Annotated in this window: 17 protein-coding genes; 3 read left to right on the top strand and 14 right to left on the bottom strand. The window is 72.9% G+C overall.

Annotation, left to right across the window (positions count from 1 at the left end):
* Positions 1 to 132: 132 nt before the first annotated feature.
* From BFV98_RS25595 to BFV98_RS25585, 3 genes are all read right to left on the bottom strand, one after another.
* Complete coding sequence (locus tag BFV98_RS25595) at positions 133 to 546, bottom strand: DUF5130 family protein (protein WP_013475476.1); 414 nt, start codon at positions 544 to 546, stop codon at positions 133 to 135.
* Complete coding sequence (locus BFV98_RS25590) at positions 533 to 817, bottom strand: hypothetical protein (RefSeq protein WP_026268244.1); 285 nt, start codon at positions 815 to 817, stop codon at positions 533 to 535. The genes BFV98_RS25595 and BFV98_RS25590 overlap by 14 nt, the downstream gene beginning before the upstream one ends.
* Positions 818 to 887: 70 nt before the next feature.
* Entirely contained in the window at positions 888 to 2360 is a 1473-nt protein-coding gene (locus tag BFV98_RS25585; RefSeq protein ID WP_071098024.1) for an amidase, read from the bottom strand.
* A gap of 174 nt (positions 2361 to 2534) precedes the next feature.
* Between BFV98_RS25585 and BFV98_RS25580 the strand changes: the two genes are divergently transcribed.
* Positions 2535 to 3467, top strand: coding sequence for a dienelactone hydrolase family protein (locus tag BFV98_RS25580; RefSeq protein ID WP_071098023.1), 933 nt, complete (start codon positions 2535 to 2537; stop codon positions 3465 to 3467).
* Between the two features lie 45 nt (positions 3468 to 3512).
* On the opposite strand, the gene BFV98_RS25575 is transcribed toward BFV98_RS25580, so the two are convergent.
* From BFV98_RS25575 to BFV98_RS25525, 11 genes are all read right to left on the bottom strand, one after another.
* Positions 3513 to 4508 (bottom strand): amidohydrolase family protein, encoded by a 996-nt coding sequence (locus BFV98_RS25575; RefSeq protein ID WP_013288057.1) that lies wholly within the window; start codon positions 4506 to 4508, stop codon positions 3513 to 3515.
* Between the two features lie 3 nt (positions 4509 to 4511).
* The gene (locus tag BFV98_RS25570; RefSeq protein WP_013288058.1) at positions 4512 to 5036 is read right to left on the bottom strand and encodes a 3-hydroxyanthranilate 3,4-dioxygenase; all 525 of its coding nucleotides are present in this window, start codon (positions 5034 to 5036) and stop codon (positions 4512 to 4514) included.
* Positions 5029 to 5454, bottom strand: a complete 426-nt coding sequence (locus BFV98_RS25565) for a RidA family protein (protein ID WP_071098021.1) — start codon at positions 5452 to 5454, stop codon at positions 5029 to 5031. The genes BFV98_RS25570 and BFV98_RS25565 overlap by 8 nt, the downstream gene beginning before the upstream one ends.
* Before the next feature lie 179 nt (positions 5455 to 5633).
* Entirely contained in the window at positions 5634 to 6407 is a 774-nt protein-coding gene (locus BFV98_RS25560; RefSeq protein ID WP_030273308.1) for a 2-keto-4-pentenoate hydratase, read from the bottom strand.
* Entirely contained in the window at positions 6404 to 7459 is a 1056-nt protein-coding gene (gene dmpG, locus BFV98_RS25555; protein ID WP_013288061.1) for a 4-hydroxy-2-oxovalerate aldolase, read from the bottom strand. The genes BFV98_RS25560 and dmpG overlap by 4 nt, the downstream gene beginning before the upstream one ends.
* Complete coding sequence (locus tag BFV98_RS25550; protein ID WP_013288062.1) at positions 7456 to 8391, bottom strand: acetaldehyde dehydrogenase (acetylating); 936 nt, start codon at positions 8389 to 8391, stop codon at positions 7456 to 7458. The genes dmpG and BFV98_RS25550 overlap by 4 nt, the downstream gene beginning before the upstream one ends.
* On the bottom strand, positions 8388 to 9185 hold the full coding sequence (locus tag BFV98_RS25545; RefSeq protein WP_071098020.1) for a 2-keto-4-pentenoate hydratase: 798 nt from the start codon (positions 9183 to 9185) through the stop codon (positions 8388 to 8390). Before BFV98_RS25545 ends, BFV98_RS25550 begins: the two co-directional genes overlap by 4 nt.
* Before the next feature lie 74 nt (positions 9186 to 9259).
* Positions 9260 to 10741 carry a 2-hydroxymuconic semialdehyde dehydrogenase gene (locus BFV98_RS25540; RefSeq protein ID WP_071098997.1) on the bottom strand — a complete coding sequence of 494 codons (1482 nt, stop codon included), beginning with the start codon at positions 10739 to 10741 and terminating at the stop codon, positions 9260 to 9262.
* 20 nt (positions 10742 to 10761) lie between these two features.
* Entirely contained in the window at positions 10762 to 12090 is a 1329-nt protein-coding gene (locus tag BFV98_RS25535) for an NAD(P)/FAD-dependent oxidoreductase (RefSeq protein ID WP_071098018.1), read from the bottom strand.
* Positions 12087 to 13367: a kynureninase gene (gene kynU, locus BFV98_RS25530; RefSeq protein WP_013475467.1), complete on the bottom strand. Its 1281-nt coding sequence runs from the start codon at positions 13365 to 13367 to the stop codon at positions 12087 to 12089. Before kynU ends, BFV98_RS25535 begins: the two co-directional genes overlap by 4 nt.
* 14 nt (positions 13368 to 13381) lie before the next feature.
* Positions 13382 to 14266, bottom strand: a complete 885-nt coding sequence (locus BFV98_RS25525; RefSeq protein ID WP_013288067.1) for a tryptophan 2,3-dioxygenase — start codon at positions 14264 to 14266, stop codon at positions 13382 to 13384.
* A gap of 142 nt (positions 14267 to 14408) precedes the next feature.
* Here BFV98_RS25525 and BFV98_RS25520 point away from each other — a divergent pair, with 142 nt between their 5' ends.
* Together BFV98_RS25520 and BFV98_RS25515 are read left to right on the top strand one after the other, a co-directional pair.
* On the top strand, positions 14409 to 14849 hold the full coding sequence (locus BFV98_RS25520; RefSeq protein ID WP_013288068.1) for an Lrp/AsnC family transcriptional regulator: 441 nt from the start codon (positions 14409 to 14411) through the stop codon (positions 14847 to 14849).
* Between the two features lie 77 nt (positions 14850 to 14926).
* Positions 14927 to 15436: a hypothetical protein gene (locus BFV98_RS25515; protein WP_013475465.1), complete on the top strand. Its 510-nt coding sequence runs from the start codon at positions 14927 to 14929 to the stop codon at positions 15434 to 15436.
* The last annotated feature ends 8 nt before the right edge of the window (positions 15437 to 15444 follow it).

Genomic DNA, 15444 nt, shown 5'->3' with positions numbered 1-15444 from the left:
ACGTCGGCCGGGGCCGGCGCGGGTGGCAGTCCGCGCCGGCCCCGGCCGTTGTCGTGGGCCAGCCCCGCTGACACGAGAAAGCCCGGCCCACGCGTACGCGGGGCCGGGCTTCGTCGTGTGTGCGGGCGGGGATCAGCCCTTGCCGGCGTGGCTGGCGAGCTGGTCGAGGCCCTGGATGATGCCGCCGGCCAGGTCGCCGCCGCCGAAGGAGGCCACCATGGAGAGCGCGGCCAGCTTGGCGTACGTGTCCGGGATGCGCTTGCGCGCGTACTTGCCGGTGACGATCTCCAGCTGCCGCTGGTTGGGCGACACCGCGATCAGCACCGAGCGGTCCGGGTCGGCGAGCTGGCGGTGCAGCCGCTCGGCGTGCTCCCGGATCGGCTCGTCGAGGCCGCCGACGTAGACCGAGAAGACCAGACCGGTGCCCTGGTCGGCGAGGCGCAGGGCCTCGTCGATGCGGAGCAGCTGACGGGTCGAGAACGGTCCGTCCAGCACCTCGGGCGGGGTGCCCGTCCCCGTCGTGGGCCGCGCTTCACCAACGGTCACTTGCGCCTCCGGTTCCACCGGCCGGCGCCTCCCGGCCGGCCTGCTCCTGCTTGCGGCTGGTCAACGCCGGCGCCTGCGCCCCGGCGGCCAGCGCCGTGCCGGCCGAGTCGGCCAGCTGCTCCGGACGGCCCAGGAACCAGACCGGAGTGAAGTCGAAGGGCCGGCCCGGCCGGTAGCGCTTGGCGCCGCCACCGTTGCCGCGGCTGCCGACGGCCGCCAGGGCGGCGATCAGCAGCACCGCGGCGGCCGGGATGCCGACGAAGACCACCAACGTCTCGGTAACAGACAATCCCAACGCCCCCAGGCGGAAAGAGAGACCAGGAATGGTGCGGGTCGGCCGGTCAGGACCGGTCGCGCCCCACGTCACTTGTGATGTTCACGTTAGCGGAGTCGGCGGCCCGCCAGATTGCGGGGTGCTGATCCCATCCGTCACTCCGGTACTCCAGTTGCGCGGCAGTGGCGAGCAGTGTCGCGTCGTCGCCGTACCGGCCGGTGAGGAGCACCCCGACCGGAAGCCCGTCGGTGGTCCGTCCGAGAGGTAACGAGACGGACGGATCGCCCGTGACGTTGAAGACCGCGCAGTACGGTGAGAAGCGCCGCTGCCGGTCGAAGTCCTCTGCCGGTTCGAGGGCGGCGAACGCGCCCACCGGCGCCTGCGGGGCCGCGAGCGTCGGGCAGAGCAGCAGGTCACACCCGGCGGTACGGCGGACGCCACGGCGTACCTGCGCCTGGAGTTCGCCGAGCGCGGCCATCAGCCGGGCCGCGCCGAGCGCCTCGCCGCGCTCGCGCAGGTAACGGGTCAGTGGCAGCAGGTCGCCCTCCCGCCCGGCCGGGACCGGGGTGACAGCCAGCGCGTACCAGACGGTCTCGAACAGCGGCCACGCCTCGGGGCCGAGCGGCGCGGGGACGTCGACCACCTCGTGGCCGGCGTCGGTGAGCAGCGCGGCGGCCCGGTCGACGGCGGCCACGCAGTCCGGGTGGACCGGTTCGTCGGCGAGCATCGGCGTGGTGAAGCGGCCGACGCGCAGCCGGCCGGGGCCGGTGACGCGGGCGGCGCGGGTGACGCCGAGGTAGCCGCCGGCGGGCGCGGCCGGCGGCAGGTACGGCTCGCCGGGCACCGGGCGGGCGAGCACGTCGAGCAGCGCGGCCACGTCGGCGACGGTGCGGCCGATCGGCCCGTTCACCGGCAGCCCGAAGCCGCCGAAGCCGAGCGGCCCGCCGGAGACCATGCCCCGGCTGGGTTTGTAGCCGACCAGGCCGCAGAGCGCGGCCGGGATGCGCAGCGAGCCGCCGCCGTCGGAGCCCTGCGCCACCGGCACCAGCCCGGCGGCGACCGCTGCTGCCGCGCCGCCGCTGGACCCGCCCGCGGTGTACGCGAGGTCCCACGGGTTTCGGGCCGGCGGCGCCACCAGCCCTTCCGAGTAGAGCGAGCAGCCGAGTTCGGAGGTGGTGGTCTTGCCGAGGCTGACCAGGCCGGCGTCGGCCAGGAGGCGGACCACGTCGGCGTCGACGGGTGGGACGAAGTCGGCGAAGGCCGCGGAGCCGAAGGTGGTGCGGACCCCGGCGGTGAGCGTGAGGTCCTTGATCGCGGTCGGCACCCCGTGCAGCGGGCCGCGTCCCTCGGCCGCGAGCGCGTCGGCGGCACGGGCGGCGCTCCGGGCCTGCTCGGCGGTGACTGTGACGAACGCGCCGACGGTGTCGCCGAGCCCTTCGACCCGGCGCAGGTGGTGCTCGACCAGTTCCAGGCTGGACAGCTCGCCCCGGCGGATCGCGGCGGACTGCTCCAGCGCGGTCAGGTCGTGCGGCTCGGCCATGCCGTCCATCCTGCCGGTCCGGCGGCCGGGAGGCCGGGCGACACGTCCGGCGGCAGGTCCATATGCGGGTGACATGACCGGTTCGGGATGGTCCGCCGGGCGGGCGTGACGCGCAGGATGTGGAGATCGACCAAAGTCGATCGAAGGCCGCCCCACCACCCCGAGGAGCACGCCGTGCACCACGCACCCGGCACACCGGACCGCCCGTCCCGGCTTCCGCGCGCCCTGCGCCCCCTGCTCGCCCTCGCCCTGACCGCCGCCGGCCTCGCCGCCCTGCCGGTGACCCCGGCCGGTGCCGGTGACGGCGGGCCGGCGGCAGCGCTGGCCGCGAACCCCTACGAGCGCGGCCCCGCGCCCACCACCGCCTCCATCGAGGCCGCCCGGGGCCCGTTCGCGACCGCCCAGACCACCGTCTCCGCATCGAGCGTCAGCGGCTTCCGCGGTGGCACGATCTACTACCCGACCAGCACCGCCGAGGGCACGTTCGGCGCGGTCGCGATCTCCCCCGGCTTCACCGCCGGCCAGTCGGCAGTCTCCTGGCTCGGGCCGCGGCTGGCCTCGCAGGGCTTCGTGGTCATCACCATCGACACCCTCTCCGTCTACGACCAGCCGGCCAGCCGCGGCACCCAGCTCCTGGCCGCCCTGGACTACCTGACCAACACCAGCGCGGTACGTACCCGGATCGACCGCAACCGGCTCGCCGTGATGGGGCACTCGATGGGCGGCGGCGGCAGCCTGTCGGCGGCGAACGCCCGGCCCGCGCTCCAGGCGGCGATCCCGCTGACCGGCTGGCACACGACGAAGAACTGGTCGTCGGTACGCGTGCCGACGCTCGTCATCGGCGCCGAGAACGACTCGGTGGCGCCGGTGTCGTCGCACTCGGAGCCGTTCTACACCAGCCTGCCGGCCACGCTGGACAAGGCGTACCTGGAGTTGAACGCGGCCAGCCACTCGGCGCCGACCTCGCCGAACGTGACAGTCGCGAAATACAGCATCTCGTGGCTCAAGCGGTTCGTCGACGACGACACCCGCTACGAGCAGTTCCTCTGCCCGGCGCCTCGCGGCACCGCGATCGAGGAGTACCGGGACACCTGCCCGCACTCCTGAACCGTTCCGGGTGCGTCTGCCCTCGGCAGACGCACCCGGAGTTCGTCAGCGGCCGAGGAACCGCAGCGCGTTGCCGCCGAGCAACGCGTCCCGCTGCGCGTCGGTGAGGAAGTCCGCCCGGTGCACCACCTGGCCGACCGGCCGCTCCCCCAGCGGGTACGGGTAGTCGCTGCCGAGCAGCACCCGCTCGGCGCCCATGGTGTCCACGAGCAGCCGCAGCGCGGCCGGCTCGAAGACCACCGAGTCGACGTGGAACCTGTCGACGTACGAGCTGGGCGGCGCGCTGGACGCGCCGCGCACCAGGTCTCCGCGGCGGTGCCAGGCGTTGTCGGCGCGGCCCAGCCAGAACGGGAAGCTGCCGCCGCCGTGCGCGAAGCAGATCCGCAGCGTGTCCGGCACCCGGTCGAACACGCCGCCGAGGATCAGCGCGAGCACCGACAGGTGCGTCTCGGCCGGCATCCCGGTCAGCCAGCGGGCCATCCACCGGTCCAGCCGGGGGCCGCCGGGCATGTCCCACGGGTGCACGAACACCGGCGCGCCGACCTCGGCGCAGTGGGTCAGGAACTGCACGATGCCCTCGTCGTCCAGGTCCCGGTCGCCGACGTGGTTGCCGATCTCCACGCCGGCGTGCCCCGCCGACAGGCAGCGGTCCAGCTCGGCGCAGGCCGCGTCCGGGTCCTGCAACGGCACCTGGCAGAACGGCACCAGCCGGCCGTTGCCGGCCGCTGTGACCTCCAGCGTGAGGTCGTTGAAGATCCGGGCCACCTTGACCGCCTGGTCGGCCGGTCGGTCGTAGCTGAAGAACACCGGGGTGGGCGAGACGACCTGCACGTCCACGCCGTCGGCCTCCATGTCGGCCAGCCGGGTCGGCGCGTCCCAGCACTGCGCGCCGATCGGGCGGAACTCCGTCTCCCCCACCATGATCATGGCGGCGCGCTCGGAGTCCACCCGCAGCCAGGGCCAGCCGGACCCGCCGCACGCCGCGGCGAGGTCCGGCCACCCCTTCGGTACGACGTGCGTGTGCACGTCCACGACCGGCACGCGTCAGCCCTTGCCCGGGTGCAGCGCGCCGCAGTTGTCGCAGGTACGGGCCTTCTCGTCGGCGTAGAACGCGGCGAAGACCGGGGGCAGGTCGGCGGCGATGTCGCGGACCTGCAACTCCACCTCGTGCACCTTGTGGTGGCACTCGCCGCAGTACCACTGGAACTTCTCCAGCGTGCCCTCCTCGCGGACCCGCTCGATCACCATGCCGATCGAGCCGGCCTCGGGACGCTGCGGCGAGTGCGGCGTGTTGCGCGGCAGCATCCACATCTGCCCCTCGCGCACGTGCACCGTACGCGGGCCCTCGGGCAGCATCAGGTTGATGTGCATGTTGCCCTTGACCTGGTAGAAGAACTCCTCGTACGGGTCGACGTGGAAGTCCGTGCGCTGGTTCGGGCCGCCCACCACCATGACGATGAAGTCGTCGCTGCCGGGCAGCATCTCCTTGTTGCCCACCGGGGGCTTGAGCAGGTGCTGGTTCTCGCCGATCCAGCCGGAGAAGCTGAACGGCTCGGCGATCTCACTCATGGGAACCTCCCGACGGAAGTAGGGCGACGGCCTGCATCTCGATCAGCAGATGCGGATGCGGAAGCTGGTGCACGGCGACTGTGGTGCGGGTCGGCCCGGTGGCGTCGAAGAACTCCGCCCACACCTCGTTGTAGCCGCCGAAGTCGTTCATGTTGACCAGGTAGCTGGTGACCTGCACCAGGTCGTTCAGGTCGGCGCCGACCGAGCGGAGCAGGTCGCGGATGTTCTCGACCACGGCCCGGGTCTGCTCCCGGATGTCCAGGTCGGTGGTGCCGAACTCGTCCACCGACACCCCGGCGAACGTGTTGTCCGGCCGGCGCGACGACGTACCGGAGACGTAGACGAACCCGCCGGCCACCTTGACGTGCGGGAACGCCCCCCGCGGCACGGCCTTCCCGGCCACCACCCGGGCGGTCACGGCAGAACCGCTTTCCGTCCGCGACTGCGGGGCTCGCAGACCCGGCTCACTCCTCGCGCTCACCGGGCCGCTTTCCGTTCGCGACTGCGGGGCTCGCAGACCCGGCTCACTCCTCGCGCTCACCGGGCCGCTTTCCGTTCGCGACTGCGGGGCTCGCAAACCCGGCTCACTCCTCGCGCTCACGAGAGAGCCTTCATCGAGGCGGAACCCAGCTTCTCCACAGTGGCGCGGACGTGCGCACCGGGGCGCAGCGGCACCGCGGCGGTGGCCGCGCCGGCCAGGAACACCCAGCCCTTGCGCAGTCGTACGCCGTGCCGGCCGGCCAGCCGCAGCCCCTCGTCCAGCGCGCGGCGCGGGTCGCCGAGGATGGCAGCGGTCGAGCCGACCTGCGCCACCCGCCCGTCGATCTCCAGCAGCACGCCGAGGTTGTCCAGCCCGTCCGGCACCGGTGACCACGGCCCCACCACGAACGCGGCGGCCGAGGTGTTGTCGGCGATCACGTCCGGCAGCGAGAAGGTGAAGTTCGCGTACCGGGAGTCGATCAGCTCGATCGCCGGGGCGACCGCGCGGACGGCACGGGTGAACGAGCCGACCGGTTCGCCCGGGTCGGGCAGCCGGTCCAGCAGGAACGCCACCTCCGGCTCGACCCGGGGGTGGATGAAGTCGCCGACGTCGACGCCGCCGCCGTCGGGCACCCGCATCACGTCGGTCAGCCGGCCCCAGATCACCTCGTCCACGCCGACCTGCGCCATCTTGGCCTTGCTGGTGAGCCCCATCTTGAGGCCGACCAGCCGCTCACCCCGGTCGAGGCGGCGCTTGACCAGCGCGGTCTGCACCGCGTACGCGGCGTCGACGTCGAGGCCGGTCTCGGCGGCCAGCTGCGGGATCGCGGTGGCGTCGTCGGCCGCCGCCCCCAGCTTCTCCGCGATGCCGGCGATGTCCGGCCCGATCATGAGTTCTCCCTACCCGCCAGGTCCAATGCCACGTCCACGATCATGTCCTCCTGGCCGCCGACCATCCGGCGGCGGCCCAGCTCGACCAGGATCGAGCGGACGTCCACGCCGTACTTGGCCGAGGCCCGCTCGGCGTGGCGCAGGAAGCTGGAGTAGACGCCCGCGTACCCCAGGGAGAGCGTCTCCCGGTCGACCTGGACCGGCCGGTCCTGCAACGGGCGGACCAGGTCGTCGGCGGCGTCCATCAGCGCGAACACGTCGCAGCCGTGCTTCCAGCCGTGCAGCTCGGCGACCGCCACGAACACCTCCAGCGGTGCGTTGCCCGCGCCGGCGCCCATACCGGCCAGCGACGCGTCCACCCGGACGGTCCGTCCGGACGGCGAGCCGAGCGGGCCGTCGCCGAGGATCCGGCCGTGCTCGACCGCCAGCACGCTGTTCGCCACACCCAGCGACAGGTTGTGGTGCGCGTGGATGCCGATCTGCGTCTCGGGTTCCAGCACCTGCCGGTACGCGTCGACGCGCTGCGCCACGTCCGACATCAGCAGCCGCCCGCCGGAGTCGGTGACGTAGACGCAGTGCGCGCCGTACGACTCCATCAGCTTGGCCTGCGCGGCCAGCCCGGCCGGGTCGTTGAGGTGCGACATCATGAGGAACCCGGAGACGTCCATGTCGTTCTCCCGGGCCCAGGCGATGTGCTGGGCGGAGATGTCCGCCTCGGTGCAGTGGGTGGCGATCCGGACGCTGGTCACGCCGAGCGCCTTCGCCGCCTTCAGGTCGGCGATGGTGCCGATGCCCGGCAGCAGCAGCGTGGTGAGCCGCGCGGTGGTCAGCACCTCGGCGGCGGCGGCGATCCAGTCCGCGTCGGCTGCGGCGCCGTGCCCGTAGTTGACGCTGGAACCGGCCAGGCCGTCGCCGTGCGCCACCTCGACCGCCGCCACGCCGGCCGCGTCGAGCGCGGCCGCGATGGTACGCACCTGGTCGACCGTGTAGCGGTGGGCGACGGCGTGCATGCCGTCGCGCAGCGTCACGTCCTGGATGTAGAGGTCGGTCATCGGGCACTCACCTCCGGGGAACGCAGCGCCACCAGCCGCTCCGCGGTACGCAGCGCGGCCGACGTCATGATGTCCAGGTTGCCGGCGTACGCGGGCAGGTAGTGCCCGGCGCCGGAGACCTCCAGGAACACCGACACCTGGAGGCCGGTGAAGTGCCGGCCCAGCACCGGCGCGTACGTGTCCACGGCGTCGAACTGCACGTCCTGCTTGAGCCGGTAGCCGGGCACGTACTCCTGCACGGCCTTGACCATGTCGGCCACCGAGGCGGCGATCGCGCCCCGGTCGGCGTCGGCGTCCGGGCACAGGCAGTAGACCGTGTCCCGCATGAGCAGCGGCGGGTCGGCCGGGTTCAGCACGATGATGGCCTTGCCGCGCTCGGCGCCGCCGACCACCTCGATGGCGCGGGCGGTGGTCTCGGTGAACTCGTCGATGTTGGCCCGGGTGCCGGGCCCGGCCGACTTCGAGGCGATCGAGGCGACGATCTCGCCGTACGCGACGGGGGTGACCCGGCCGACCGCGTGCACGATCGGCACTGTGGCCTGGCCGCCGCAGGTCACCATGTTGACGTTCGGCTCGCCCAGGTGCTCGTCGAGGTTCACCGGCGGCACCACGTACGGGCCGATCGCCGCGGGCGTCAGGTCGACGACGGTACGGCCGTGCGCCCGCAGCACCTCGTCGTGACGCTTGTGCGCGCCGGCCGAGGTGGCGTCGAAGACGAGCTGGACGTCCGCGAACTCGGGCAGCGCCACGAGGCCGTCGACGCCCTCGGCGGTGGTGGTCACGCCGAGCCGGCGGGCCCGGGCCAGACCGTCCGAGGCCGGGTCGATGCCGGCCATCGCCACCATGCGCAGGCTCTCACTGAGCCGCAACACCTTGATCATCAGGTCGGTGCCGATGTTGCCCGACCCGAGCACCGCCACTCCGACAGTCATGACGTTCCCTCCGAGGAGAAACAGGTACGCACCGAGCCGAGCCCGGAGATGCGCGCCTCGTACGCGGCGCCGGGCGTGACCGGCACCATCGGGCCGAGCGCGCCGGAGAGCACCACGTCACCGGCCTTGAGCGGGGCGCCCGCCCGGGCCATGGTCGCGGCCAGCCACTGCAACGCGTGCAGCGGATTGCCGAGGCAGGCCGCGCCCGCGCCGACCGAGACCGGCTCACCGGCGTGCTCCAGCACCATGCCGCACAGCCGCAGGTCCACGTCGGCGAGCCGCCGGGGCGCGGTGCCGAGCACGAACAGCCCACTGGAGGCGTTGTCAGCGACCGTGTCCACGATGGAGATGTCCCAGTCGGCGATCCGCGAGTCGACGATCTCGATGGCCGGCAGCACGTGGTCCACCGCCCGGATCAGGTCGACTGTGGTGACCCGCTCGTCCGGCAGGTCCGCGCCGAGCACGAAGGCGATCTCCGCCTCCACCCGCGGCTGGAGCAGCCGGCCGATCGGCACCTCGACGCCGTCGCCGACGGCCATGTCGTCGAACAGCACCCCGAAGTCGGGCTGGAAGACGCCGAAGCTCTCCTGCACGGTCCGCGACGTCAGCCCGATCTTCGCGCCGACGCGGCGGTGTCCCTTGCCCAGCCGTTGCCGGGTGTAGACCTGCTGCACCTGGTACGCGGCCTCGATGTCGCCCTCGGGCAGCAGCCGGCCGCGCAGCGGCGGGCAGGGCTTGCCCTCCTGCCGGGCCACTGCGAGTTCCCGGTTGGCGGCCTCGATGTCCACGGTCATGGCGGCTCCTCGCTTACGTCGCTGGGGATTCCGGCCATTCTGCCCACCGCGCGCGCCCGCGCCAGTCCGCGCGCTCATGTGAGGTCCACGCAGACGTTGGTGAGCTCGGAGTAGAAGTCGAGCGAGTGCACGCCGCCCTCGCGGCCCACGCCGGACGCCTTCACGCCGCCGAACGGGGTGCGCAGGTCGCGCAGGAACCAGGTGTTCACCCAGACGATGCCGGCGTCGAGCCGGGCGCCGGCCCGGTGCGCCCGGCCCACGTCCCGCGTCCACACCGTCGCCGCCAGGCCGTAGGCGGTGCCGTTGGCCAGCGCGAACGCCTCGTCCTCGTCGTCGAACGGCGCGACGTGCACCACCGGGCCGAAGATCTCCTCCTGGTTGGTGCGGGCGTCCGCCCCCAGGCCGGTGAGCACCGTCGGCTGCACGTACGCCCCGCCGTCGCGGGCGTCCCCGAAGCGCGGCGTGCCCCCACCGGCGCGCACCTCGGCGCCCTCGGTACGGGCCAGCGCGTAGTGGCCGAGCACCTTGTCCCGGTGCCCGTGCGAGATGAGCGGCATGTTCGCCGTGGCCTCGTCGTCCGGCCAGCCGTACGCCAGTTCGTCGGCGCGCTTGGCCAGCCGCGCGGTGAACTCCTCGAACACCGGCCGCTGCACGTAGATGCGCTCGGTGCACAGGCACACCTGGCCGCCGTTGGTGAAGCTGGACCGCACCGAACCGGCGACCGCCGCGTCCAGGTCGGCGTCGGCGAACACCAGGCCGGCGTTCTTGCCGCCCAGCTCGAAGCTGACCGCCTTCACCCCGTCGGCGGCGGCGCGCATGATCGCGCTTCCGGTCGCCGACTCGCCGGTGAACGTGATCGCGTCCACGCCCGGGTGCCGGGTCAGGTGCTCGCCGGCCGAGCCGGGGCCGAAGCCGTGCACCAGGTTGAACACGCCGTCGGGCACGCCCGCCGCGGCCATCACCTCGGCCAGCAGCGTGGCCGACGCGGGGGTCTCCTCGCTGGGCTTGACCACCACGGCGTTGCCGCAGGCCAGGGCCGGGGCGACCTTCCAGGTGAGCAGCAGCAGCGGCAGGTTCCACGGCACGATCACCGCGACCACGCCGACCGGCTTGCGGACCGCGTAGTTCAGCGCCCGGCCCCCGGTCGGGGTCACAGTGGTGAACGACTCGGTGGGCGCGGTGGCCACGATCTCGGCGAACGCCCGGAAGTTCGCAGCGCCGCGCGGGATGTCGAGCGTACGGGCCTGCGAGATGGCCTTGCCGGTGTCGGCGACCTCGGCGGCGACCAGGTCGTCGAAGCGCCGCTCCAGCTCGTCGGCGACCCGGCGCAGCACCTCGGCGCGTTCCCGCTCCCCCATCCGGCCCCACGGGCCGCGCAGCGCCGACCGGGCCGCGGCGACCGCGTCGTCCACTGTCGACTGGGACGCCTCGACCACCTCGAACACCGGCTCGCCGGTGACCGGGCTGCGCTTGGTGAACCGGCTGCCGACGTCGACGAACTCGCCGCCGACGAAGTTGCGCAGCAGGCCGGGACCGTCCGGCGCGTGGCCGGTCATCAGGCGGGGATCCCAGAGCGTCATCGCCGCCTCCCCAGCGCCGCGCGGACACCGCCGGCCAGCAGCGCGACCGCGCCGGCCGCTACCGCGCCGACCACCGCGTACTGCGCGCGCACCCGGCGGCGCACCTGCGCGTACGGGGTGGTGGAGAACGAGACCAGCTCGTACTGGGAGACGTAGCGGCCGGGCAGCGCGCGCTCCAGCGCGTGCTCGACCTGCTTGCGGGTGCGGAACACCGGCGAGGCGACCTTGTCCCGCATCTCCACGAAGTTCGCCAGCGCCATCCGGGCGATCGCCTCGGCGTTGTCCTGGCGGCGGTGCTGGAACAGCGGCAGCGCGGCGGCCCACTCGTCGTCGCACTCGTCGAGGCAGCGGTCCAGCTCGACCACGTCCTCGAACGCGCAGTTCGCGCCCTGGCCGTAGAACGGCACGATGGCGTGCGCGGCGTCGCCGATCAGGCCGACCCTGCCTGCCACCTGCCACGGCGTGCAGCGCACGGTGCCGAGCACACCGACCGGGTTGTGCTGGTAGTCGTCGACCAGGTTCGGCGCGAGCGGGACCAGGTCCGGGTAGTGGGTGGCGAAGAACTGCTCGATCGCCGCCGGGCTGCTCAGCGAGGCGAAGCTGCGGGTGCCGTGGGTGGGCCAGAACAGCGTGCAGGTGAAGGAGCGGTCCGGGTTCGGCAGCGCGATCATCATCGAGGTGCCGCGCGGCCAGATGTGCAGCGCGCCCGGGTCGAGCGCGAACTCCCCGCCCAGCGGCGGGATGGTCAGCTCCTTGTAGCCGTAGTCGAGGAAGTCCAGGCTCTCGGTCAGGCCGCCGTACGCGAGCAGTTGCCCACGCACCGCGGAGCCGGCGCCGTCGGCGCCGAGGACGACCGAGGCGGCGGCGGTGACCTTGCCCTGCGGGGTCTCGAACGTCATCTCGCCGCCGAGCGGGTCGAGCCCGACCAGCCGGTGGTCGAACGCGACGCGCACATTCGGCAGCGCGGCGGCGGCGTCGAGCAGCGCGTTGTTCAGCGCGCCCCGGCTGATCGAGTTGATCGCCCGGTCCCCGGATCCGCTGTAGGACTGGAACTCCGGCTCGCCCTCGACCGGGTGGATCATGCGGCCGCGCATCGGCAGCGCGTCCGCCATGACCTCGTCCTCCAGGCCGATGCGGCGCAGCGCGTCCAGGCCACGCTCGGACAGCGCCAGGTTGATCGACCGGCCCCGCTCGGCGGTGCCGGTACGCGGGTCGGGCCGCCGCTCGTAGAGGGCCACCGGGTAGCCGCGCCGGGCCAGGTAGCAGGCCAGCAGACAGCCGGCCAGCCCGGCGCCGACCACGGCGATCTCGTCGCGCTCGCTCACGAGCCCTCCTTCTCAAACGTTGCCGCCAGCGCCTCGGCGACCCGCCAGCAGTCGTGGTACGAGGAGTACAGCGGCACCGGCGCGAACCGGACGATGTCCGGCTCCCGGGCGTCGGCGACCACGCCGTGCTCGTGCCGCAGCCGCTTCGTCAGCTCGTTCGCGCTGCCCACCCCGATCCGCACGGAGAGCTGACAACCGCGGCGGGCCGGGTCGCGCGGGGTGACGACTGTCAGCGGGCGGCCCGGCGTCACCTCGTCGAGCAGCTGCTCCAGCCAGGCGGTGAGCCGCAGGCTGCGCTCGCGCAGCGCGGGCATGCCGACGGAGTCGAACAGCTCCAGCGAGGTACGCACCGGGCCCATCGCGAAGATCGGCGGGTTGGAGATCTGCCACGCCTCCACTGTGGCGGGCGGCCGGGACACCGGGGTCATCTCGAACCGGGTGGCCGCCTCGGTGCTCCACCAGCCCTCGAAGCGCGGGATCGACGGGTCGCCGAGGTGCCGCTCGTGGACGAAGACGCCGCCCAGCGCGCCAGGGCCGGAGTTGAGGTACTTGTACGAGCACCAGGCGGCGAAGTCCACGTCCCAGTCGTGCAGCGCCAGCGGCACGTTGCCGGCGGCGTGCGCCAGGTCCCAGCCGACCACCGCGCCCGCGGCCCGGCCGGCAGCGGTGATGGCCGGGATGTCCATCAGCTCGCCGGTCAGGTAGTTCACGCCGCCGAGCATCAGCAGCGCCACCGTGTGGCCCTCGCGGGCCAGGAAGTCCAGCACGTCCTCGGTGCCGAGCGTGTCCGAGCCGGGGCGCGGCTTGAGGCGTACCACAGTGGTGTCCGGGTCCAGGCCGTGGAAGCGGGCCTGGCTGCGCACGGCGTAGCTGTCCGAGGGGAACGCGCTGTCCTCGATGACGATGCGGGTGCGCTCGCCGGCCGGCCGGTAGAAGCTGACCATCAGCAGGTGCAGGTTCACCGTGAGGGAGTTCATCACCACGGTCTCCGCGGGCAGCGCGCCGACCAGGCGGGCGGCCGGTGCGGTCAGCAGCTCGTGGTACGGCAGCCAGGGGCGCTCCGACTCCAGGTGCCCCTCGACGCCGAGGCGACTCCAGGCGTCCAGGTCGGCGAGGAGTTCGTCCCGGGTGGCCCGGGGCTGCAGGCCGAGCGAGTTGCCCGCCAGGTACGCCGTGTCGGGGTAGCGCCCGCCGTCGGCGGGTGGGATGTGGAACAGGTGCCGGTGGCCGGGGTCGGCGGCGTCGCGGCGGAGGGCTTCGTTCTCGGGGGTGTGCATGCTGTTCTCTCTCGTCACATCGCGGTGCGGGCCGACCACAGCTCCGGGAAGACCACCCGGGCCATGCTGCGCTGCAACCATGCCAGTCCGGCGGAACCACCGCTGCCGACCTTGGCGCCCATCGTGCGCTGGACGGCCTTGACGTGGTTCCAGCGCCAGTCGCCGAACTCCTCGGCGATCTCGGTCAGCGCGTCGCCGAGCAGGCGCAGGTGGTTGTCCGGGCCGTTGTCGCCGTAGATCCGGACCCAGGCCGCCTCGATCGCCGGGTGTCCCTCGTGCTCGGCGTTCACGTCCCGCGACAGCAGTTCGGCCGGCACGTCGAAGCCCTTGCGGGCCAGCAGCGCCACCACCTCGTCCCAGAGGCTCGGCGTGGCGAGCGCGGCGGTCAGCTCGTCGTACACCTCGGTCTGCCGGCGGAACGGGCGGATCAGCGCCCGGTCGCGCAGGCCGAGCAGGAACTCCAGCTGCCGGTACATGGCGGACTGGAAGCCGGAGCCCTCGCCGAGCCGGTCGCGGAAGCGGTTGAAGTCGGCCGGGCTCATCCAGCGCAGGCCGTGCCAGGCGGCGTTGAGGCCCTCCAGGTGCAGGGCGGCGCGGCGCAGCGGGGGCAGGGCCTCCCAGATCCGGTCCTCGCGCAGCTCGCGCTTGGCGTGCCGCAGCTCGTGGCAGGTCAGGCCGAAGTACAGCTCCATGATCTGGCTGACCATCAGGAAGGACATCTCGCCCGGGTCGTCGCTGAGCGGCTCCTGGAGCCGGTGCAGCGTGCTGGCCCGTACGTACGCGTCGTACGGCACGCGGTCGGCGAACTCCAGCGTCGGCTCGCCGCCGTTGCGCGCCGCCCGAGCCGCCCGTTCCTGGGGGGTTACCGGGCGCACCGCCGTCGTCTGTTCCACAGTCATTCTCCGTCCGTGCGCGGGGTAGAAGTCATGATCCCGCTGGTGGACGGCCGAATGGAATGCCTGTTCAACGGCGGTATGGTGGTCTCACTTCGCGAACCGAAACCATCTCGCGTCGCTGTCTTTACGGAAGGAAGGTCCGCGCGTGGACGACATGGACTGGGCGCTGCTGCGCGAGCTCCAGGCCGACGCCCGGCTCTCGTACAGCGAGTTGTCCCGCCGGGTCCACCTGTCGCCGCCCGCTGTGGCCGAGCGGGTACGGCGGCTGGAGGAAGCCGGTGTGATCACCGGCTACCACGCCCACGTCGACCTCACCCGGGCCGGACGCACAGTGCTCGCGCTGATCCGGATGTCCTGCTACGGCGCGCGCTGCATCCTCAACGACCCCGACGTCGCGGGCTGGCCGGAGATCATGGAGATCCACCGGATCACCGGGGACGCGTGCAGCATGCTCAAGGTCGCCGCCACGAACATGGGCGAGTTCGAGGAGGTCATCGACCGTCTCGCGCCGTACGGGCAGCCGTCCAGCACGATGGTGCTGTCCACCCCGCTGGCCTGGCACCCCGTGGTCAAGGCGCCCCGTTAGCTACCCCGCCCTCCGGGAAAGCAGGCGCCGCTGCCCGTCAGTGGTCCGGCGCATCGTCGCGCCGGGAGGGGGGAACCATGCGAGGGCTCGTGTCACATCGTGCGTTGTCGTCCCTGTTGGGCCTGCTCGGCCTGGTCGCGGCGTTCGTCCTGACCACCGCGCCGCCGGCCCGGGCCGGGGAGAGCGTGTTCATCGAGGTGACGCCGAACAGCGTCCAGGCCGGTTCCCGGGTCAACCTGCGGGCCGGCTGCGACAACAGCAACAACCGCCAGGCGCAGGTCACCTCGGACGCCTTCGGGCGGGTGACGCTGCGGTCCGACAACGGCTTCCTCACCGGCTCGGTCACCGTGCCGGGCAACAAGGCGCCCGGCGACTACCCGGTGAACCTGGACTGCTCCAACGGCAACACCGCCTCGACCATGCTCACAGTGCTCAACATGGCGCAGCCGAGCAAGGGGCCGGCGACCGGCGGCGGTGGCACCGCGGGTAGCCGGGGCACGGGCTCGCTGCTGCTGGTCGGCGGCCTGGTCGCGGTGGCAGTGGTGGCCGGTGTGAGCGCCCGCCGCAAGCCCGGCGGCCGCGTCTGACGAGAGGT

Origin of the sequence: Micromonospora sp. WMMB235 (genome assembly GCF_001855515.1) — a bacterium.
GTDB lineage: Bacteria > Actinomycetota > Actinomycetes > Mycobacteriales > Micromonosporaceae > Micromonospora > Micromonospora aurantiaca.
This window is presented reverse-complemented; position numbering and strand designations above follow the sequence as displayed.